The sequence below is a fragment of the Herbaspirillum sp. NPDC101396 genome, assembly GCF_044767365.1.
GTDB lineage: Bacteria > Pseudomonadota > Gammaproteobacteria > Burkholderiales > Burkholderiaceae_D > Herbaspirillum.
Map to the genome: position 1 here is coordinate 394,861 of NZ_JBIWNT010000001.1, position 19,142 is coordinate 414,002.

The 19,142-nt window shown below is 57.6% G+C and carries 18 protein-coding genes, 2 tRNA genes and 1 pseudogene; 11 read left to right on the forward strand and 10 right to left on the reverse strand.

Features of this window, described 5'->3' with window-relative positions; genetic code table 11:
- Positions 1–27 precede the first annotated feature (27 nt).
- From ACIROY_RS01840 to ACIROY_RS01850, 3 genes are all read left to right on the forward strand, one after another.
- Entirely contained in the window at positions 28–300 is a 273-nt protein-coding gene (locus ACIROY_RS01840; RefSeq protein ID WP_402271808.1) for an HU family DNA-binding protein, read from the forward strand.
- Between the two features lie 50 nt (positions 301–350).
- Positions 351–426, forward strand: a tRNA-Val gene (locus tag ACIROY_RS01845).
- 26 nt (positions 427–452) lie between these two features.
- Positions 453–529 (forward strand) — tRNA-Asp (locus ACIROY_RS01850).
- A gap of 156 nt (positions 530–685) precedes the next feature.
- Here ACIROY_RS01850 and ACIROY_RS01855 read toward each other — a convergent pair.
- Positions 686–1,003, reverse strand: a pseudogene (locus tag ACIROY_RS01855) (helix-turn-helix domain-containing protein); the annotation flags it as partial.
- Between the two features lie 657 nt (positions 1,004–1,660).
- Here ACIROY_RS01855 and ACIROY_RS01860 point away from each other — a divergent pair.
- A complete protein-coding gene (locus tag ACIROY_RS01860) occupies positions 1,661–2,110 on the forward strand; it encodes a hypothetical protein (RefSeq protein ID WP_402339206.1) in 450 nt (149 codons plus the stop codon).
- A gap of 217 nt (positions 2,111–2,327) precedes the next feature.
- Here the strand turns inward: ACIROY_RS01860 and ACIROY_RS01865 are convergent, their stop codons facing one another.
- The 8 genes from ACIROY_RS01865 to ACIROY_RS01900 form a co-directional block, all read right to left on the reverse strand.
- Complete coding sequence (locus ACIROY_RS01865) at positions 2,328–2,828, reverse strand: spore coat U domain-containing protein (protein ID WP_402271806.1); 501 nt, start codon at positions 2,826–2,828, stop codon at positions 2,328–2,330.
- 202 nt (positions 2,829–3,030) lie between these two features.
- Positions 3,031–3,531: a spore coat U domain-containing protein gene (locus ACIROY_RS01870; RefSeq protein ID WP_116432621.1), complete on the reverse strand. Its 501-nt coding sequence runs from the start codon at positions 3,529–3,531 to the stop codon at positions 3,031–3,033.
- Positions 3,532–3,747: 216 nt separating this feature from the next.
- Positions 3,748–4,254, reverse strand: a complete 507-nt coding sequence (locus tag ACIROY_RS01875; RefSeq protein ID WP_402271804.1) for a spore coat U domain-containing protein — start codon at positions 4,252–4,254, stop codon at positions 3,748–3,750.
- Positions 4,255–4,438: 184 nt separating this feature from the next.
- Positions 4,439–4,936 (reverse strand): spore coat U domain-containing protein, encoded by a 498-nt coding sequence (locus ACIROY_RS01880; RefSeq protein WP_402271802.1) that lies wholly within the window; start codon positions 4,934–4,936, stop codon positions 4,439–4,441.
- Between the two features lie 174 nt (positions 4,937–5,110).
- A complete protein-coding gene (locus tag ACIROY_RS01885) occupies positions 5,111–5,593 on the reverse strand; it encodes a spore coat U domain-containing protein (protein ID WP_402271799.1) in 483 nt (160 codons plus the stop codon).
- Positions 5,593–7,890: a fimbria/pilus outer membrane usher protein gene (locus ACIROY_RS01890; RefSeq protein WP_402339208.1), complete on the reverse strand. Its 2,298-nt coding sequence runs from the start codon at positions 7,888–7,890 to the stop codon at positions 5,593–5,595. The genes ACIROY_RS01885 and ACIROY_RS01890 overlap by 1 nt, the downstream gene beginning before the upstream one ends.
- Positions 7,887–8,570 carry a molecular chaperone gene (locus ACIROY_RS01895; protein WP_402340123.1) on the reverse strand — a complete coding sequence of 228 codons (684 nt, stop codon included), beginning with the start codon at positions 8,568–8,570 and terminating at the stop codon, positions 7,887–7,889. The genes ACIROY_RS01890 and ACIROY_RS01895 overlap by 4 nt, the downstream gene beginning before the upstream one ends.
- 196 nt (positions 8,571–8,766) lie before the next feature.
- Positions 8,767–9,114: a spore coat protein U domain-containing protein gene (locus tag ACIROY_RS01900; protein WP_402271795.1), complete on the reverse strand. Its 348-nt coding sequence runs from the start codon at positions 9,112–9,114 to the stop codon at positions 8,767–8,769.
- 471 nt (positions 9,115–9,585) lie between these two features.
- On the opposite strand from ACIROY_RS01900, the gene ACIROY_RS01905 reads away from it, so the two are divergent.
- The 4 genes from ACIROY_RS01905 to ACIROY_RS01920 all read left to right on the forward strand — a co-directional run bounded on the left by ACIROY_RS01905 (position 9,586) and on the right by ACIROY_RS01920 (position 14,220).
- Positions 9,586–11,361 (forward strand): ATP-binding protein, encoded by a 1,776-nt coding sequence (locus ACIROY_RS01905; RefSeq protein WP_402339210.1) that lies wholly within the window; start codon positions 9,586–9,588, stop codon positions 11,359–11,361.
- Between the two features lie 91 nt (positions 11,362–11,452).
- On the forward strand, positions 11,453–12,910 hold the full coding sequence (locus tag ACIROY_RS01910; protein WP_402271790.1) for an ATP-binding protein: 1,458 nt from the start codon (positions 11,453–11,455) through the stop codon (positions 12,908–12,910).
- 3 nt (positions 12,911–12,913) lie between these two features.
- Positions 12,914–13,564: a response regulator gene (locus ACIROY_RS01915; RefSeq protein ID WP_402271788.1), complete on the forward strand. Its 651-nt coding sequence runs from the start codon at positions 12,914–12,916 to the stop codon at positions 13,562–13,564.
- Between the two features lie 224 nt (positions 13,565–13,788).
- On the forward strand, positions 13,789–14,220 hold the full coding sequence (locus ACIROY_RS01920; RefSeq protein WP_402271786.1) for a response regulator: 432 nt from the start codon (positions 13,789–13,791) through the stop codon (positions 14,218–14,220).
- A gap of 86 nt (positions 14,221–14,306) precedes the next feature.
- Here ACIROY_RS01920 and ACIROY_RS01925 read toward each other — a convergent pair whose 3' ends face one another.
- Positions 14,307–14,963 carry a Crp/Fnr family transcriptional regulator gene (locus ACIROY_RS01925; RefSeq protein WP_402339212.1) on the reverse strand — a complete coding sequence of 219 codons (657 nt, stop codon included), beginning with the start codon at positions 14,961–14,963 and terminating at the stop codon, positions 14,307–14,309.
- Positions 14,964–15,248: 285 nt separating this feature from the next.
- Here ACIROY_RS01925 and ACIROY_RS01930 point away from each other — a divergent pair, with 285 nt between their 5' ends.
- From ACIROY_RS01930 to ACIROY_RS01940, 3 genes are all read left to right on the forward strand, one after another.
- On the forward strand, positions 15,249–17,222 hold the full coding sequence (locus tag ACIROY_RS01930; protein WP_402271782.1) for an AMP-dependent synthetase/ligase: 1,974 nt from the start codon (positions 15,249–15,251) through the stop codon (positions 17,220–17,222).
- Between the two features lie 48 nt (positions 17,223–17,270).
- The gene (locus ACIROY_RS01935; RefSeq protein ID WP_402340125.1) at positions 17,271–18,104 is read left to right on the forward strand and encodes an ABC transporter ATP-binding protein; all 834 of its coding nucleotides are present in this window, start codon (positions 17,271–17,273) and stop codon (positions 18,102–18,104) included.
- A gap of 61 nt (positions 18,105–18,165) precedes the next feature.
- Positions 18,166–19,080, forward strand: coding sequence for a branched-chain amino acid ABC transporter permease (locus tag ACIROY_RS01940; RefSeq protein ID WP_402271781.1), 915 nt, complete (start codon positions 18,166–18,168; stop codon positions 19,078–19,080).
- The last annotated feature ends 62 nt before the right edge of the window (positions 19,081–19,142 follow it).

Genomic DNA, 19,142 nt, shown 5'->3' on the forward strand with positions numbered 1-19,142 from the left:
TTCAATCTTTAGTCTGGAGGGGCGTAAGTGAATAAAACCGAATTGATCGATCATATTGCGAAGCAGGCCGACATCTCGAAAGCGGCATCGGCGCGTGCACTGGAAGCCGTGATCGGCGCAGTGAAAACCACGTTGAAGAAAAACGGTTCCGTGACTCTTGTTGGTTTCGGCACCTTCTCTGTCGGCAAGCGCGCCGCACGCACGGGCCGCAACCCGCGCACCGGGGCCGCAATCAAGATCAAGGCTGCCAAAGTGCCAAAATTTAAACCTGGCAAAGGTTTGAAAGATGCGCTAAACTAGCGGTCTTTCGTCGTTGACAGACGATAAAAGACTGTTTGGGGTTAAGGTGCGGGTGCTTAGCTCAGTTGGTAGAGCAGCGCCCTTACAAGGCGCGGGTCGGGAGTTCGAGCCTCTCAGCACCCACCAAATCTCAAGTGGTCAGCAACGATTTAGGAGTGGTAGTTCAGTTGGTTAGAATACCGGCCTGTCACGCCGGGGGTCGCGGGTTCGAGTCCCGTCCACTCCGCCAAAACATGGAAAGGCCTGAGAAATCAGGCCTTTTTTCATTTCCGCTTTTCTCAGGTGATCCATTCGGGTGGTCCATTCGACCGCCAAATGCGTATACCTACCTACATGTCCCTTTGCTCGCAGAATTGACCCTCTCCAATTGATCCACTTTTCATTGCCTAGCGAACGCGGCAACGCGATCATAAGAACCCTCAAATCCTAATACACGCAGGTCCGCATGCATTTGCTTGAGGCTGCGTTTTTGCTTTCGAGATCTGGTGGATTCAGTTTTAAGCCATGCAGATAGTTTGAATGCGTACACATCCAAAGCACTGGCTGAACGCCGGTCAGCGTATGCTGGCTCTACAGTTTCGGAGCGCAGATAGCGTCTAACGGTGTTCCTGGAGATGCCAAGTCGCTTGGCGATCTCCCTTATCGATATCTGGTCACGTAAGTGCCAGCGCCGAATAATTCCTAGTAATGCCACGTCGATCACTCCAATCTCCTACCTGATTCATTAGGTAGGATTGTGTCTCAAACGTGGGTCAATTTTCGATGCAAAATTCCCAGCAAAGTGGGTCAGTTTTCGATGCAAATCTACATTTATTGGTTTGCCAGACTAACACCGGAGATCCCTTCGCTCAACCATGCGATGATGTACTACGAAGTAGGTTCTAAGTGCGGGAGGAGCGAAGCAAATACACATTTTATTTTCGAGTGATCTTTGGGAGCCCTCCCTCCCATTTCGTTCTCTTTTAAGATAGTATTCCGCCTCGGCAACTAACATTTTCAAACCGTTTCAAGCCCAGGCTTTTAACGGTTTTTTGTTTTTATTTTGTGATCACGCAACATGCAAAACTTCTCTTTGGTACGTATTGATCATCTCAATAAGAGGTGACTTCAAACAATCAAGGGCTATTCGATGTGGTGAGTTTTTTTTCGAGTTGAGAACGAAAAATGGACGGGGCCTGTTGCAAGTCATTGCATCCCTTCGTCTTCGGAGTAGGCCGGGAATAAACACCTCGGCGATGTTCAAAAGTCATTCAATTTATATCGGGGGATATTTGTGTTTAAAAGTCTAGTTGCAGTGTGTGCTTTATTAGTTTTATGTTCGTGCAGCCCAATCCGTTATGTTCGATATCAACCGCCCGATGTGAAACAAGATGCGGCAGAGATTTTTGTTGAGAAGATTGTTGGATATTATGAGCCTCGAACAGCCATAAGGACGTTTGATAAAGAGGGTTGTTTTAGCGGCTATACCTACGTCACCGATAGTGCGAGACTCTATGCAAACAACGAGGCCTTCATGCATATGTGGAAAAATACAGACCGGGAAAATATTTGCACTTTTGATTATTCATTTGTCCCAGAGAAGAATGCCAAATATAAAGCCACTACAACACAGGTCAGTGTTCCCAATGGAAAAAGAAGACTTACAATCACGGGGTGGCAGCCAGTCGAACAATTGTCGTGTGAATTTAAGTTGGTGCAAATCGGTGCGGATGGCAGTGAAACAGCCGTCCAAACTCGTGGCTATCGCCTAACTAACGATAATCAATGCTCGAAACTTGTTCCACGAAAGGACGCAACTGTAACTAAGTAACGCCGCAAGAGTCTTCAATTAGCCAGTATACGATTTGTTGGGTGAAGAGATTTGTTGCTGTAGCATCCCGTTCACTCCGCCAGACAACAAACGCCCGCGCAAGCGGGCGTTTTTGCGTTCATGTCTTTTTTCATTTTCACTGAGCAAAAAGCTCAGCTTCAACAAAAACGCCTGCCGGGAAATCGGGCAGGCGTTTTTGTTTGTATTCCACGTCAAATCAATAAGTCAGCGTAACTGTCACTGTGTCCGTATAGACGCCGGCCAAAGGTGTCTGGGCGCTGGCGATACGGCCGTAGACCGTGAGATTCTGGATCAGACCGTTGCCGGTACCGGCTTGTGTATCCGTGCCGATGGTCGAGCCCCAGTTGTTGGTGCGGCCCGAATCGCGATACAGCGCGTAGTTCAATGTGCCGCCCAGGGTTCCGCTCAGTTTGCGCACGCTGGTGGTGGCGCCGGTGCCGGCGCCTGCATCCAGGCCGATGGTGTAAGACGTGCCGTTGGTGCAAACCACGGCGATGTTGCCGGTCTGGTCGATCTGGGTGCTGGTGTAGTTGCCGAAAGCGATGGTGGAGCCGACCACGGCGCAGGCGGACAGGACGGTAGCGGTGTTGATCAGCGAACCGGTAGCTGTCGAAGCGGCGAGGACTGGCGCGCTGGAAGCCATGACGGCAGCGGCGAGAGTGACAGCGATGATGCGATTTTTCTTGGTTGTGAACATGGTGGTTTCCCCTAAGTCGGCCCCGTATTCTTGCCCTTGCAAGAATTTCTAATTCGCCGGGTACAACTGCACTTTATATTTCCAACATACTCGAGAGTATCGGGAGTTTCCTGAATCGTGCTTTAAATACATCAGGAGATTCCTGATCCCAGATTCTGTTGACTGGATCGCCTTGAAGCCACGGCAAGCAGTTCTGCCAAGCTTAGTAAGTCAGCGTCACCGTCACCGTGTCCGTATAGACGCCGGCCAAAGGTGTCTGGGCGGAAGCAATACGACCGTAGACGGTCAGGTTTTGCAGCAAACCGTTGCCGGTGCCGGCTTGTGTATCCGTCCCGATGGTCGAGCCCCAGTTGCTGGTGCGGCCGGAATCGCGATACAGCGCGTAGTTCAGTGTGCCGCCCAGGGAGCCGCTCAGCTTGCGTACGCTGGTAGTGGCACCAGTGCCGGCGCCTGCATCCAGGCCGATAGTGTAGGACGTGCCGTTGGTGCACAAGACGGCAAGGTTGCCAGTCTGGTCCACTTGGGTGCTGGTGTAGTTGCCGAAAGCAATGGTGGAGCCGACCACGGTGCAGGATGCCAGCACAGTCGCAGTATTGATCAGTGAGCCGGTGGCAGTCGAAGCAGCCAGGACAGGTGCGCTGGAAGCCATGACGGCGGCGGCGAGAGTGGCGGCGATGATGCGATTCTTGTTCGATGCAAACATGGTGAGTTCTCCTGATTCCCGGGATGGCTTCCACGTCCCATTACGTGGATTGCGATGTCGTCGGGCACAGGTGAACTTTACGTTTTTGAGGGGGCTTTCAAAATCAGGGGAATCCTGATTCTCTTGTTTTTTATGTCAGGAAATTCCCCATAGGCGAGCGAGACCGTGGCTGCAACGCCTGCAGCCGGCCGCTCAAGTGTGTACCGCCGGGAGCGGTCAATATGTCAGCGTAATCGTCACGGTGTCGCTGTAGACACCGCTCTGCGGCGTTTGCCCGCTGGGGATGCGGCCGTAGACGGTCAGGTTTTGCACGATGCCGTTGCCGCTGCCCGATTGGGTGTCGGTGCCGGCGGTCGAGCCCCAGTTGCTGGTGCGGCCTGAATCGCGGTACAAACTGTAATTGAGCGAGCCGCCAAGTGATCCCGTCAGCTTGCGAACCGCAATGGTGGCTCCGCTGCCCGCGCCGGCATCCAGGCCGACGCTGTAGGAAATGCCGTTGGTGCACACCACGGCAATCGAGCCGGTCTGGTCGACTTGCGTGGAACTGTAATTGCCGAATGCAATGGCCGAGCCGACCACCGTACAGGAGGCCAGCACAGCCGCCGAGGAATTCACACCGCTGGTGTTGTTTGCCTGCGCCGCCATGGGCGAGCCGGCCGCCAGCATCACGATGGACGCGGCGGCGCAGAGCCTGCGGGCACGATCTTGTTGTGCGAAAAACATGGTTTTCTCCCTATCCCGTCCTCTGCGCTCTCCTCTGTGAAGAGCTCCCCTGCAGCGGCGGGCGCCAGTGAACATCTGTATCAATCGGCGCTACGGCATCTTCGATGCGTTCAGCGCAAGACGGCTTGCAATCGGCCTGGAGCAGCGACAAGTCGCCACAGGCCGGTTGCACGCCGGGAAATTTTTAGTAGGTCAGGGTAACGGTGACGGTGTCCGTATAGACGCCGGCCAAAGGTGTCTGGGCGGAAGCAATACGACCGTAGACGGTCAGGTTTTGCAGCAATCCGCTGCCGGTGCCGGCTTGTGTGTCGGTCCCGATGGTCGAGCCCCAGTTGCTGGTGCGGCCGGAATCGCGGTACAGCGCGTAGTTCAGGTTGCCGCCCAGGGAGCCAGTCATTTTACGCACGCTCGTAGTGGCACCGGTGCCGGCGCCTGCATCCAGGCCGATGGTGTAAGAGGTGCCGTTGGTGCACAGAACGGCGATGTTGCCGGTCTGGTCAACTTGTGTGCTGGTGTAGTTGCCGAAAGCGATGGTCGATCCGACCACGGTGCAGGAGGCCAGCACTGTCGCAGTCACGACCAGCGATCCGGTCGATGTGGCGGCGTAGACCGGTGCGCCGGAAGTCATGACGGCGACGGCGAGTGTGGCGGCGATGATGCGGTTTTTGTTGATGTTGAACATGGCGTTTTCTCCTGATCGGCGGTCTCACATCCTTGTCCCATTACAAGAATGTCGAATTCGCCGGGTACAGGTGAACTTTAAGTTTTTGTCACCGTTTTCAAAATCGGGAGTTTCCTGAAACATGCAGGAAATGCATCAGGAAAAACCCTAACAGTTACGTATTCGAGGTAAGTCCTAGTAAGTAATGAGGATCGTCAAGGTATCCTGATAGCTGCCTGCGTAGACGTTCTGCAGCGCCGGAATACGTCCATAGGCGGTATAGGTTTGGGTCACCGGCACCAGCACCGAGAGCAAATAGCCACCGACATTGAATGCCGAGCCGCCGCTGCCATCGCCCCATACCGTCGCGCGCGTTGCATCGGTGTAGATCTGATACGACAGCTGCGAACCGGTGATGATCATCTTGCGCGCAGCGATATTGCCGCTGGCGCCACCGTTGAGTTTGACGGTGTAGGCCACCAGCAGCGCGATCGTGGCCTGGCATGTCACGGACACGCTGCCGGTGATGTCGCTCGGCGATGAGGCCTTGGGGTCGTAGAGACCGAACGCCACCGGTGTGGCCGACGCGATGCAAGCCTGGGCTTGGGCATTGGCGATGCTGTTCAGACCGGCAACCAGCAGCACGGCGACGCGAAACAGGTTACGTAGATTTTTCATCAGTGACATTCCAGTGTGTTACTGCTCATGCCGCCCTCGATATTGCGATCCGGGAGCAGTGACGCCTGGCATTTTTCGCCCGACGGCAGCACGATATCCAGCGTATTGACCGGCAACAACTCGGACAGGTAGGCCGCGCCTTCGTAGCCGACCGGCGCCTTCTGGCCGTTCTCGCGGATGGTTACGGTGGAGCCGACCGGCACGTATTCGCCGTTGGCGGTTTTCAGGATCAGGTTGACGTCAGAGGTGCGTTTGGTCTTGAAGCTGATCACCGCGCCGGAGCGGTCGCGCGGCTTGACGTATTGCTCGTTGTGATCCATCTGCAGCGTCATCGGCAGGTCGAGCACTTCGACCGAGACCTTATTGACGTCGTAGGCGCGCAGATCGGTGATCAATAGTTGGCCGTTGCTGTCGGTCTTGCCGGCATAGCGGTTTTCGGTATAAATGCCGACGTCGCGGGCGCCTTCGGTATTGACCACGGCAAAACTGTCTTCCACCCAGTTGGAGAAGAACACCGAATTGTCCATCCACGCGATGGCGCCGCGCAGGCCCGCGCGCTGGCTGGTGATGTTGTTGCTCTGTGCGACCGTGAAGTTGGCGCGGCCGTTGCGTCCCTTGTAGTCAACCTCGCCGTAGCGCTGCTGGTAAGCGCCGTCTGTGGTCTGTACCTGCCAGCCGACGTCGCCCGGCGAAATGGTCGGCCGGCTGGCTTGGGCGGAGACGGTGCGCTGGCCATTGTTGTTGCTGGCGCTGACGCCGCCCGCGCTGCTGTCTCCGAAAGGCATGATCAGGCCGATGGTCGCACCATAGCCGCCGTTGCGAAAGTCGCGAAAGCCGGTAACAAACATATTGGTGTTGCGTCCGACCGATTTGAAATACGACAGCGTCACGCTTTCGCTATCGGTGATGCCGATGCGGCCGTCGGCGGATAACAGCACAGGGCTCTTGGCGGACGTGTAGGCGACGCTCAGCGAACCATACGTGCCCAGGTTCAGCCCGATCGTACCGACCGTGGTGGAGCGGGTCGTCGGCGAGCCTGCCATCGCGCCGATATCGCGATAGTTCGATCCGGATTGTGTGCGCGTCAGCGACATGCTGACCAGGCTGGTGCTGCGCTCGAAGCCCAGCGCTAACTGCTGGCCGCTGCCGGCGTCCGAAGTGCTGGCCGAGAGCGCACCGGTCAGTACGCCCCAGTTATCTACATTGAACACCAGTCCGCCGCCAGCCAGCGTCATGCCCTTCATCGTTTCGCCGTGGCCTTCGATCGTCAGCGTCTTGCTGTAGCCGTGCCGAGCGGTACCGGCGAGGGCGAACTCGCCATAGTTGTTGCTGCGCAGGCCGTAATTGCGTCGGACAAAACCGCTTTCCAGCGTATAGGACGACAGGTTTTCGGCGAGCAGCTTGTCGGTGGCGTAAAAGGAAATCGTGCGGAACGTCTGACGTCCCAATTCATCAGTCACCGCCACCGCGATCTGACCGGCGCCGGTGGCGATCGGCGCCTGGCGAATTTCAAACGGTCCGGGCGGCACCGGTTGCGACAATTGGCGCACACCGTTGACGAACAGGTCGACCGTCGACGGCACCACGGCTTCGCCGCCCAGGCTGGGCGTCGGATATCTGACCAAGTCCGGCCGCAGCGAAAAGTCTGTGCCGAACTGTGCACCGCCGAAGCGTACCGGGCGCGTCCAGAACAAGCCGCTGGTGATGAAATCGCCCACGCGGTAGCGCGTCAGCTCGCGTGGATTGGAATAGGTGTAGGTGGTTTCGAGCCGCGTGGAAGTGGCCGGCGTGCTGTCGAAATACGCCAGCCCGGTCGAGCTGAATACGCTGCTGCCGGCAAAGTAGCGGCCGTCGAAATAGCCTGCGATGCTGCGTACGCCCTGGCTGGTGGTAGCGAGCAAATCGTAATTGAGCAGGGCGCCGCGCGCGTTTTCCGTCAGCGGTACGTTGTCCGCTGTCTTGCCTGCCGTCGCGATATCGGTGGTGTTCAGAAAACTCATGGGCACGTCCATGTCGATTTTCAACGCCGACTGATCCAACTGGACCTTGCTGGCGATTCCGCTCACCGGCAGCAATTCGTCGTCCTTGCCGGGCGTCTTGATGCCGAGGCTGCGCAGCTCCGCCGCCGTCGCGAACAAACCGTCTTGCCGCTTCACGAACTGCGCCACCAAATCCGTCGGACGGCCGTTGATGGATACCTCCAGCAACAAATTTTCGACGGAACCTTCACTGGCGCCATGCGCATGGGCGCTGACGATCAACAGCAACAGGCCGATCCAGTTAGACGGTCTTCTCAAGGCGTCACGGTGATCTCGGTTTCAATCGGGCCGGTGTCGGAGTTCGCGGACATTTTCACCAGGGAGCCGGCAGCCAGCGGCGCATCGACATCGAACGGATATTGTCTGATCATGCCGGCCAGGGTGTAGGGGTTGGCGCCGGCGGGTGGAGTGATTTTCTTGCCGTTGGGAAGGGTCAGCACAAGATTGAGCAAGCGTCCGCGCCGGTTGCCGGTGTTGGCGACATTCAGGCGAGGCGCCTTTCCGGCGCTAAGCGTCCAGCCCATTTTCAGGTTGGGCGCAGTATTGGGCGCGATGAAGATCGGCATCGAAATGCGGAATTTGAAGTTGATCGCCGGACCGGCTGCAGCCGTGGGAATCTCGTCGACCAGCATGCGGTAAGCGACTTCATTGGCCTCGGCCGGACGTTTGGAGATGATGCGGATGGTCTGCGAGGCGCCCGGCGCGACGGTGAACACCGGCGGGCTGATGATCAGGCTCTGGGTAGGGTTGAGCACATCCTGGCTGTCCTTTTGCTCCCAGTCGTAGGCGCGGATCTGCAGCGAGACGTCATGATTGTCGTTATTGACAATCTTCACCACGCCCGCGGTGCGGGCTGACGATAATTCCAATACTACCGGGGATATTTCGAAGTTGGAGGCAATTGCCGCCGGGCTGCAAAGCGCTCCGGCTATGCATATGAGGAAAGACGAGCGAGCAAGGTAGCTAAAAATAATTTTCCCCCGTGACGACGAAAGAACGCTAATTCGACTACGAACAATGACTGCGGATGTGGGTGCTAAGTTGACTGCTAGTTAAGCAAGAATGTAATTTTGTTGTTGAGAATATCAGAAACGCACGAAAAATGGTGCGTATTAATTTCTCAGGCAGAACTTATTAGTACGAGAGTGTGATGCCAACAACATCGGTATAGCTACCGGTCTGGACATGTGGGCCACTGGGAATGTAGCCGTAGACGGGGAGGTTTTGCTGGGCGCCGTTGGCGGCCACGAGATTGATCGTGTAGCTGGTGTTGTTGGAGCAGTTAACGCCGACTGCAGGTGATTGCTTGACTGCGGAAGAGTTGCCGGTGCCGAAGGGCAGGGCTGCACTGTTGACGCTGCAAGTCGAGGTGACGATCGCGGAGACGGAAAGGTTGCCCGTGGACGTGGCCGCCTGAGCCAGGCTGCTTACGCACAGGACTACCATCCCCGTTACTACCCCGATTTTTTGCAGAGTTTTCATTTGAATAAAATGCTGTTTGGTAACGCCACTTGTTTGAGGCTATTATAAAATAACTTCTAAGGAATTCCCTGAGTTGACAGCTGGTTTTAGGTGGGTTCAGCAAATAAATGTGCGTAGTAGGTCACATTTAATGTCTGGATGAAAACTTTTGATGTTAATGAGGAAATTAACTTTCCCGTAAAAAATATAATAAAAGCAAATAGTTACGAATATTCTCTCAGTTGAAGTTGTTAGTAGATCCGAAGCCGAATGAACGAAAACGGATGGATGTGCATCGTTGGCGTCCGTGAATCCGTTTCGTCGATTTCGCCAGGCTGGAAAGCGCAAGAAAAAACGATCATGCAAGCCGATGCAGGAGAACGCTAATCGACGTAACCAAAAAGCTCTCTTTGAAGTGAATTCGAGCCGGTGTTGAAATACAGCCGGTCACTATCGACAAACCATCAGCCTTATCGGGGACCCGATATTACGATGCAGAGATCAAACAAGGCGGAACCGAAGAGCAGATCGGCGCTGGTCACCACCGGAGCGTTCTTCATTCTCGCCATGCTGCTGTCGATAGGGGTTACCGTCGTGGCCTATCGCAGTGTGCGTCTGTTCGAGGCGCGGGCGATCTGGGTCGAACACACGCACACCGTCTTGCAGCGGTTGGAAGAAACCCATTCCACCTTGCGCGACCTGGTCGCGAATGCGCGCGGGTATGCGCTGTCGAGCCGGCATGAATACCTGCTCGGCTTCGAATCGGATCGCAACTTGCTGCATCAATTGCTGGGCGGCTTGCGCGCGCTGCAGATCGATAACCAGGATCAACTGGATCGCCTGACGCACCTCAGCATCACCATTGCCCAGCGGATCGAGCTGGCGCGCACCCTGATCGAAGCGGACAAGGAAGTGCGCATCGACAACGCCTATGAGCATGGACGTGACCTGAGCGAAGACATCCGCAGGCAGTTCGTGGCCTTGAAGGAAGTCGAGCAGGCGCTGCTGACCGAGCGCTCCGCCGACACGCGGGAAAGCATTCGCTGGACCATCCTGGCCATCCTCGGCGGCAGCTTTGTCAGCATCGCCATCCTGATTGCGGTCTACCTGCGCCTCAAGCGTGAGACGCTGCGCCGCAGGGAGGCGCAAATCAAGGCACAGTTATATGCCGCCGAGATCGAGGACTTGTACAACCAGGCGCCATGCGGCTATCACTCCATTGATGAAAAAAGCGGCCTGATCGTGCAGATCAACGACACCGAATTGGCCTGGCTCGGGTATGCGCGCGAACAAGTGGTCGGCAAGATGACCCAGACCGATCTGATGACGCCTGCGAGCGCAGAGCGCTATCGCCAGGAGTGGCGGCCGCGTCTCTTGCACGACAAGGCGGTGGGCGGCGTCGACGTCGATTGCCTGCGCGCCGACGGCACGCATTTTTCCACTCTGATGAGCATCAGCACCGTGCTGAACCCGGACGACGGGCGTGTGATGAGCCGCAACGTCATCTACGACGTCTCTGACCGCAAGCAGACCGAAAAGGAAATCGAAGAGCTCAACGCCAGCCTGAAGCGCCAGACCCAGCACCTGAGCAATATCAACAAGGAACTGGAGAGTTTCTCGTATTCGGTCTCGCATGACTTGCGCGCACCGTTGCGGGCCATTTCCGGCTACGCCTTGATGGTCGAGGAAGATTATGCCGATGCGCTCGATGCCAAAGGGCAGGAGCTGTTGCAGGTGATCCGCAGGAACGTCAGCAAGATGGACGCGCTCATCAACGACCTGCTGAAGCTATCCAAGTCGGCGACCGGCGAGCTGACGCTGGGAAATTTTTCCATGCAGGAGCAGGTTGAGCAAAGTATCGTTGGCCTGCGTCGCGAAAACGGGAATGTCGAATTCATCGTCGATCCGCTGGAGGACGTCGTCGCTAATCAGGGTTTGCTCAGCCAAGTCTGGGAGAACTTGCTGGGCAACGCCGTCAAGTTCAGCAAGAAGGCCGAGCATGCGGTGGTGCGCGTGTCGTCGACCTCGACGCCGGAAGAAGTCATCTATCAGGTGCAGGACAACGGCATCGGCTTCGACATGCGTTACGTGCACAAGCTGTTCGGCACCTTCCAGCGCCTGCATCGTCAGGAAGACTATGCCGGGACCGGCATCGGACTGGCGCTGGTGCAGCGCATCGTGGTCAGGCACGGTGGGCGCGTGTGGGCGGAAAGCCGATCAGGAGAGGGCGCCAGTTTTTATTTCACGTTGCCGCGACAGGCCCTGTAACGGCGCGACGACGAGGCAGGAAGACAACCACGCCCGGCGCCAACGGGCGCCGGGCTCAACAACAATGAGGGCGGGAAGCGAGCATGAGCATATGAGTATTCCACTCCGGGTATTGTTTGTCGAAGACATGGAAGAGGATGTGATCCTCATGGTGCGCGAACTCAAGCGCGGAGGTTTCGAGCCGACCTGGCAACGTGTCGACACCGAGCCGGAAATGGAGGCCGCCCTGCGCGACAAGTGGGACATCGTCATTTCCGATTATTCGATGCCCATGTTCAGCGCCGTCGACGCGCTGGAACTGGTCAAGCGGCAGCACGACCAGATTCCTTTCATTATCGTCTCCGGCGCCATCGGCGAGCAGACCGCCGTCGAGGTGATGAAGGCGGGTGCACAGGACTACTTCCTCAAAAGCGCGATCGCCCGTTTGCCGATTGCCGTCGAGCGCGAATTGCGCGACGCCCTGGTACGCCGCAAGCAGCGTGCCGGCGCCGCCGCCTTGCGAGAAATGCAGGCGCGCTTCTATGCTTTCATGAGCGCCGCACCGATGCCGGCCTGGATCAAGGATGCCGACTTGCGCTATCTGTACGTCAATCCGGCGCAATCGACGTTTTTCGGCATGACCCCGAACGACATGATCGGCCTGAGCGACTTCGACATCATGTCCAGCGGCTCGGCGCAGAACGCCCAGAAAAATGATCGCAAGGTACTCGACGGCAATCAGGAGATGCATACGCAGGAAACCGTTTTCGACGCCGACCACAATCCCAAGATCATGGACATCGTGCGTTTTCCGATCGGCAGCGACGGCAAGATCCTGGCGGCCGGGCTGGCGATGGACGTGACCGAACGGGTCAATTCGCAAAAAGAACTCGAAGAGGCCATGCAGCGCCAGAAGATGCTGGCCAGCCGTGTGATCGAGGTGCAGGAGCGTGAGCGCCAGCATCTGGCGCGCGGCCTGCACGACGACGTCGGCCAGTCGCTCACGGCGCTCAAGATCAACCTTGAGACCATCAAGAAAACCGGCTCGCTGGAAGGTCCGTCGCTGCAGAACGGTATCGACATCGTCGCTGCGGTGCTGTCGCAGGTGCGCAGCTTGTCGCTGGACCTGCGGCCGCCGCAGCTGGACAACCTCGGCCTGATCGCGACCCTGCGTTCGTACGTGGAAAACAAGTCCACGCTGGCAAATGTAAAAGGCTGGTTCGAGAGTTCGCCCTTGTCGGGGGAGCTGCACCACGATATCGAGAACACCTGCTTTCGTATCGTGCAGGAAGCGGTCACCAATATCTTGCGCCACGCCCACGCCGAGAACATCTGGGTCAAGGTCAGCCAGCGCCAGGACCAGCTCAACGTCAGCATTCGCGACGACGGCAAGGGCTTCGACCTGGAAAAGGCGCGCAGCAATGCGATTTCCGGCACCAGCTTCGGTTTGCTGAACATGGAAGAACGCGCCGTGCTGGTGGGCGGCGAGATGGACATCACCTCTGCGCCCGGGGAGGGCGTGGAGATCGTTTTGCAATTACCTGTGACACCTGTCATGCGGAGGGGATAAGACATGTTGACAAGAATTGTGCTGGCCGACGATCACGCGCTGGTGCGCAGCGGCATCAAATCACTGCTCACTGCGATGCCCGGCATCGAGGTGGTGGGCGAGGCCGACGACGGCAATGCCGCCATCGAGCTGACCGAAAAACTCAAGCCCGATGTGGTCATCATGGATATCGCCATGAAAGGCATGAATGGCCTGGAAGCGGTGCGCCGCCTGCGTGCGGACCATCCGACCACCAAGTTCCTGATGCTGTCGATGTACGGCAGCGAGGAATACGTGATGCAGGCCCTGAACGCCGGCGCCAACGGCTATCTGTTCAAGGATTCTGCGGCCTACGAACTGGAGAAGGCGCTGATTGAAGTCATCCACGGCCGGCAATACCTGGATTCGCACATCTCCAAGGATGCGCTCGATCTGTACATGAAGAAAGTGGCCCAGGACGGCACGCCGGTGGAAGTATTGACGCCGCGCCAGCGCGAGATCCTGCAACTGATCGCCGAAGGCAACAACACCAAGGAGATCGCCTATCGCCTCAATGTCAGCGCCAAGACCATCGAAACCCACCGGGCCCAGCTCATGGAGCGCCTGGAGATCCGCGACGTGCCAGGATTGGTGCGCTATGCAATCCGCACAGGTCTGACGACGTCAGATAAGTGAAAAAAGGAAACAAAAGTCGATAAATAGCCCCATTTAAATGCCGGATCTAAGGGAAATCCTGATATCTTCCGTTGTCGATCATGCCATAATTAATTCACCCGACGTGATACCGCGAATGTCGATTGGCGGTAAAAGTCTGCGTCGTCCAAGCCTGCACTGGTCACAAGCCGGCGCAGAAACTGGTGGTGTCTGGGCAATAAAAAACGCAAGAAAGTGATCTGCACATGGAGCAAATGGATATCATGCTGGTGGACGATAGCCCGGAGGTTGCCGAGCTGACGCGTATTGCCTTGGACAGCAAGAAACTGGCCGACAAGATGACCTGGTTCGCCGACGCCGAAGAGGCTGCGGACTACATGTTTTCGGACAACGGTTTTGCCGCCCGCAAGGACCTGCATCCGCGTCTGATCCTGCTTGACCTGCACCTGCCGCTGATGAGCGGCCATGATTTTCTCAAGATCATCAAATCCAATGCCGCCACGGCGCATATTCCGGTGGTGATGTTTTCCTCCTCCGACGACCAGCGCGACATCGTGCAAAGCTACCAGCTGGGCGCCAACGGCTACCTGATGAAGTCGGCCGATCCGCGCGAATTCATCGGCACGGTGGTTGACGCCGGCATGTACTGGGTGAACCGCAACAAGGCGGTGCGCTGAGGCTGAGCTTGTTAGCATCGGTCGCGAAAAACAAAAAATGCAGGCTGCGGCCTGCATTTTTTATGGCTGAAATGAACCCGGACAATTCACGAATGAAATTGCCGCAGCCCGTCCAGGTCGAGAATGGTGATGCTGCCGTAATCCACCTTGAGGAGGCCGGCCTTTTCAAGCACCTGCAAAGCCTGGTTGGCGCGCTGCCGTGATGCGCCCGACAGGTTGCCGACTTCTTCCTGTGAAATCTGCAGCTCCAGGCCGATGCCGGGATTCAGGTAAGGATTGAACAGCGCCGCCAGGCAACGCGCCACGCGTGCATCGGGTTCCAGCATGCGGTCGTACTCGACCAGCGAGATGAATAGTCCGAGGCGCTCGTTGAGCTGCGTCACGAGGAAGCGGTTGAATGGAATGCTGTTGTCGAGCAGCCAGAGATAGGTCGCCTTCGGCATGTACAGCAACTCGCTATCGCGCAGCGCCACCACGTCGTACTTGCGCGGCTCGTCCTTGAGCAGCGAACCTTCGCCGAGCCAGCCGCCGTTGGCCATGCCGGCGAACGACACGGTCTTGCCTTCGGGCGACACGCTGCTCATCTTCAGCAGACCTTCATGCACGCCGATCCAATGCGACACCGGATCTCCCTTGTGGCAGACAAAACCGCCCGCCGGAATCTTGCGGCTGAATACTTCGGATTGCACGCGCGCCAATTGGTCACTGGTCAGCGAGCGCGCCCAGATGCTTTTGCCCAGCATGTCTTGAATCGTTGTCTTCGATGTCTCTATTGTCATTATGATGCGTTGCAATATCAAAAGTTTGGCGATTGTTCGGCAATTGTCCGCGAGATGACAACCCTGCCTCCCGACTCACACTACTATCATCGCACAAAAGCAGCGCACAACCGCCTGACTTGCCGCAGCACAAGAGCAGTAAGTGCAACGTAAGCATGTCGGTTCAGACTGACTTGACACACTGAACCCAGAACGTCCGGCACAAGACCGTTATCCGGCAAGCGGACGTTTATAAATAAAGGTGGGACGATGGTGGAGACAACACAACGTCCAGGAGCGCAGACATTTCCTCAGCTGCTCCTGATGCATGCACAGGCGCGCCCGGATCGTCCGGCGTTCCGCGAAAAGGATCTCGGCATCTGGCAAACCACGACGTGGGCCCAGGTGGCGGATGAAGTGAGAGCGTTCGCCTGCGGCCTGGCCGCGCTTGGTTTCAAGCGCGGCATGAGTCTGGCGATCATCGGCAACAATTGCCCACGCCTGTATTGGGCGATGTCGGCCACGCAATGCCTGGGGGGCATGCCCGTGCCGCTGTATCAGGACGCGCCGGCGGCCGACATGTCCTATGTGCTCAACGACGCCGAGATTGATTTCGTCGTCGCTGAAGACCAGGAGCAGGTCGACAAGGTCTTTGACATCAAGCTGAATTTTTCGGATGGCACCGAACGTCCGACGCACATCATCTATGACGACGAACGCGGCATGCGCAATTACCGCCAGCCGGAGTTGTCGTCGTTCGCCGGCGTGCAGGAACTGGGTCGCGCCTACGACAAGGCCAATCCGACATTCTTCATGGATCAGGTCAATGCGCTGACCACCGACGACATCGCCATCATCCTCTACACCTCCGGCACCACCGGCAAGCCCAAGGGAGTGTGTCACACCCATGCGGCGATGATCGCGACGGCGCAGACGCTGGTCGATTTCGACCAGTTGAACGAGAATGACGACGTGCTGTGCTACCTGCCGCTGGCGTGGGTGGGCGACTTCCTGTATTCATTCGCACAGACTCACGTGGCCGGCTTTTGCCTGAATTGCCCGGAGTCGCCAAGCACCGTCATGAGCGACTTGCGCGAAATCGGACCGACCTATTATTTCGCACCGCCGCGCATCTATGAAAACATCCTCACGCAAGTGATGATCCGCATCGAGGACGCCGGCTGGGTCAAGCGCAAGCTGTTCCACGGGTTCATGAAAATCGCTCGCCGCGTCGGCATGCGCATCCTCGACAAGAAGCCGGATGTCTCGCTGGCCGACCGCCTGCTGTACGCGATCGGCAACCTGGTCATCTACGGTCCGCTCAAGAACGTGCTGGGCATGTCGCGCATCCGCGTGGCCTACACTGGCGGCGAGGCGATCGGCCCCGACCTGTTCGACTTCTACCGTTCGCTGGGCATCAACCTCAAGCAGCTGTATGGCATGACCGAAACCTGCGTGACCGTGTGCATGCAGCCGTCCGGCGATGTCAAGCTCGATACCGTGGGCCGGCCGATGCGCGGCGTCGAAGTACACATCGACGCCAGCGGCGAAGTGCTGGTGCGTTCGCCGGGCCTGATGAAGTCCTACTTCAAGCGTCCCGACGCCACCGCCGAAGCGATCGACGAAAACGGTTACTTCCACACCGGCGACGCAGGGTTCTTCGACAGCGACGGCCACCTCAAGATCATCGATCGCGCCAAGGATGTCGGCAAGATGGCCTGCGGCACGATGTTCGCGCCCAAGTACATCGAGAACAAGCTGAAGTTCTTCCCCTTCATCAAGGAAGCCGTGGTGTTCGGCAACCAACGCGAGCAATGCACGGCTTTCATCAACATCGACATGGACGCCGTCGGCAACTGGGCCGAGCGTCGCAATCTTGCGTACAGCGGTTATACCGACCTGGCCGCGCACGAGAGCGTGTATGCGTTGGTGGCCGACTGCGTGGAAAAAGTCAACGCCGACCTGGTGCAGGATCCCTTGCTGGCCGATTCGCAAGTGCATCGCTTCCTGGTGCTGCACAAGGAGCTGGACCCCGACGACGACGAGCTGACGCGCACACGCAAGGTGCGGCGTGGTTTCATCGCTGAGAAATACGCGGTGCTGATCGATGCACTGTATTCCGGCAAGCAGTCGCAGTACATCGAAACGCAGGTGAAATTCGAAGACGGTCGCCAGGGCATGATCGCGGCCGATCTCAGGATTGCCGACGTCAAGACTTTCGCCAACCTCAACCAAGCGGCATAGGCCTGCATGACCACCATGAAAAGACATATCACGGAAGAAGTGCAGCCGATGGAGCAGGAACGACAGGCCAGCGCAGGAGAAATGGGCGGCGAGGGCGACGGCGTGCGCAAGATCGGCGAAGTCATCCTCGACTTGCAGAACATCTCGCTATCCTTCGGCGGCGTCAAGGCGCTGACCGACATTTCATTCAATGTGCGCGAACATGAAATTCGCGCCATCATCGGCCCCAACGGCGCCGGCAAGAGCTCGATGATCAACGTCATCAATGGCGTCTACCATCCGCAGAAGGGCAATATCGTGTTCCGCAGCGAGCAGCGTCACAGCATGCATCCGAGCAAGGTGGCGCGGCAGGGCATCGCCCGTACCTTCCAGAACATCGCCTTGTTCAAGGGCATGACCGTGCTCGACAACATCATGACCGGGCGCAACACCAAGATGCATTCGAGTTTCCTCGCCAACGCAATCTGGTGGGGCAGCGCCCGCAACGAAGAAATCCTGCACCGGCACAAGGTCGAAGAAGTGATCGACTTCCTCGAAATCCAGCACATCCGCAAGACGCCGGTCGGGCGCCTGCCGTACGGCCTGCAGAAGCGTGTCGAGCTGGCGCGTGCGCTGGCGGCCGAGCCGGAGATGCTGCTGCTGGACGAACCGATGGCTGGCATGAACGTGGAAGAGAAGCAGGACATGTGCCGCTTCATCCTCGACGTCAACGAACAATTCGGCACCACCATCGTGCTCATCGAGCATGACATGGGCGTGGTGATGGACATTTCGGATCGCGTGGTGGTGCTCGATTACGGCAAGAAGATCGGCGACGGCACACCGGACGAAGTGATGGCCAATCCCGAAGTCATCAAAGCTTACCTCGGCACTTCGCATTGAAGTTGTCGAGGATTGGAACAAGCAAAAGAAGCAGAACAAGCGGAACAAGTGGAGAGTGCAGATGCAATTTTTCTTTGAAGTGACGCTGAGCGGATTGTTGTCCGGCCTCATGTATTCCCTGGTGGCGCTCGGCTTCGTGCTGATCTACAAGGCCTCCGGCGTCTTCAATTTTGCCCAGGGCGCGATGGTGTATTTCGCCGCGCTGGCGGTGGTCGGACTGATGGAAAAGGGCATGCCGATGTGGGCGGCCATCATCGGCGCCTTCGTGGTGATGATCCTGGTAGGGCTGGCGACCGAGCGCTTCGTGCTGCGCAAGCTGGTCAATCAGCCGCCGATCACCTTGTTCATGGCGACCATCGGGCTGGCGTTTTTCCTCGAAGGCCTGGGACCTTTGCTGTTCGGCAGCGAAGTGCGTCCGATCGAACTGGGCATCGTCGACGAACCGATCATGTCGGTGATGGATAGCATCGGCATCGGTATTTCCAAATTCGACCTGTTTGCCTCCGGCATGGTGATCGGACTGGTGGCGCTGCTGGCGCTGTTCTTCCAGAAGACCAAGGTCGGTCGCGCTTTGCGCGCCGTCGCCGACGATCACCAGGCGGCCTTGTCGCTGGGTATTCCGCTGCAACACATCTGGGCGGTGGTGTGGGGCGTGGCCGGATTCGTGGCGCTGGTGGCCGGCTTGCTGTGGGGTTCGCGTAACGGCGTGCAGTTCGCGCTGACGATGACGGCGCTGAAGGCGTTGCCGGTGCTGATCCTCGGTGGTTTTACGTCAATCCCGGGCGCAATCGTCGGCGGCCTGATCATCGGCGCATCGGAGAAGCTGGCCGAGATTTACATCCCGCCGGTCTTGCAGGATCTGTTCGGCGGCAACTTCGGCGGCATCGAGGGATGGTTCCCGTACGTGTTCGCGCTGCTGTTCCTGCTGGTGCGTCCGGAGGGGCTGTTCGGCGAACGACACATTGATCGGGTCTGAGCGGGCCTGATCCCGGCCAAGCAATGAAAAATAAAGGACGAAGCACATTGACGCTTCGCCGC

Bases quoted from the DNA above. Each gene is read 5' to 3' on its own strand.
- ACIROY_RS01935 (WP_402340125.1), top strand. From the start codon at position 17,271: ATGGAGCAGGAACGACAGGCCAGCGCAGGAGAAATGGGCGGCGAGGGC.
- ACIROY_RS01925 (WP_402339212.1), bottom strand. From the start codon at position 14,963: ATGCTGGGCAAAAGCATCTGGGCGCGCTCGCTGACCAGTGACCAATTG.
- ACIROY_RS01920 (WP_402271786.1), top strand. From the start codon at position 13,789: ATGGAGCAAATGGATATCATGCTGGTGGACGATAGCCCGGAGGTTGCC.
- ACIROY_RS01885 (WP_402271799.1), bottom strand. From the start codon at position 5,593: ATGAAAAATCTACGTAACCTGTTTCGCGTCGCCGTGCTGCTGGTTGCC.
- ACIROY_RS01905 (WP_402339210.1), top strand. From the start codon at position 9,586: ATGCAGAGATCAAACAAGGCGGAACCGAAGAGCAGATCGGCGCTGGTC.
- ACIROY_RS01910 (WP_402271790.1), top strand. From the start codon at position 11,453: ATGAGTATTCCACTCCGGGTATTGTTTGTCGAAGACATGGAAGAGGAT.
- ACIROY_RS01870 (WP_116432621.1), bottom strand. From the start codon at position 3,531: ATGTTTGCATCGAACAAGAATCGCATCATCGCCGCCACTCTCGCCGCC.
- ACIROY_RS01930 (WP_402271782.1), top strand. From the start codon at position 15,249: ATGGTGGAGACAACACAACGTCCAGGAGCGCAGACATTTCCTCAGCTG.
- ACIROY_RS01865 (WP_402271806.1), bottom strand. From the start codon at position 2,828: ATGTTCACAACCAAGAAAAATCGCATCATCGCTGTCACTCTCGCCGCT.
- ACIROY_RS01880 (WP_402271802.1), bottom strand. From the start codon at position 4,936: ATGTTCAACATCAACAAAAACCGCATCATCGCCGCCACACTCGCCGTC.
- ACIROY_RS01915 (WP_402271788.1), top strand. From the start codon at position 12,914: ATGTTGACAAGAATTGTGCTGGCCGACGATCACGCGCTGGTGCGCAGC.
- ACIROY_RS01875 (WP_402271804.1), bottom strand. From the start codon at position 4,254: ATGTTTTTCGCACAACAAGATCGTGCCCGCAGGCTCTGCGCCGCCGCG.
- ACIROY_RS01900 (WP_402271795.1), bottom strand. From the start codon at position 9,114: ATGAAAACTCTGCAAAAAATCGGGGTAGTAACGGGGATGGTAGTCCTG.
- ACIROY_RS01940 (WP_402271781.1), top strand. From the start codon at position 18,166: ATGCAATTTTTCTTTGAAGTGACGCTGAGCGGATTGTTGTCCGGCCTC.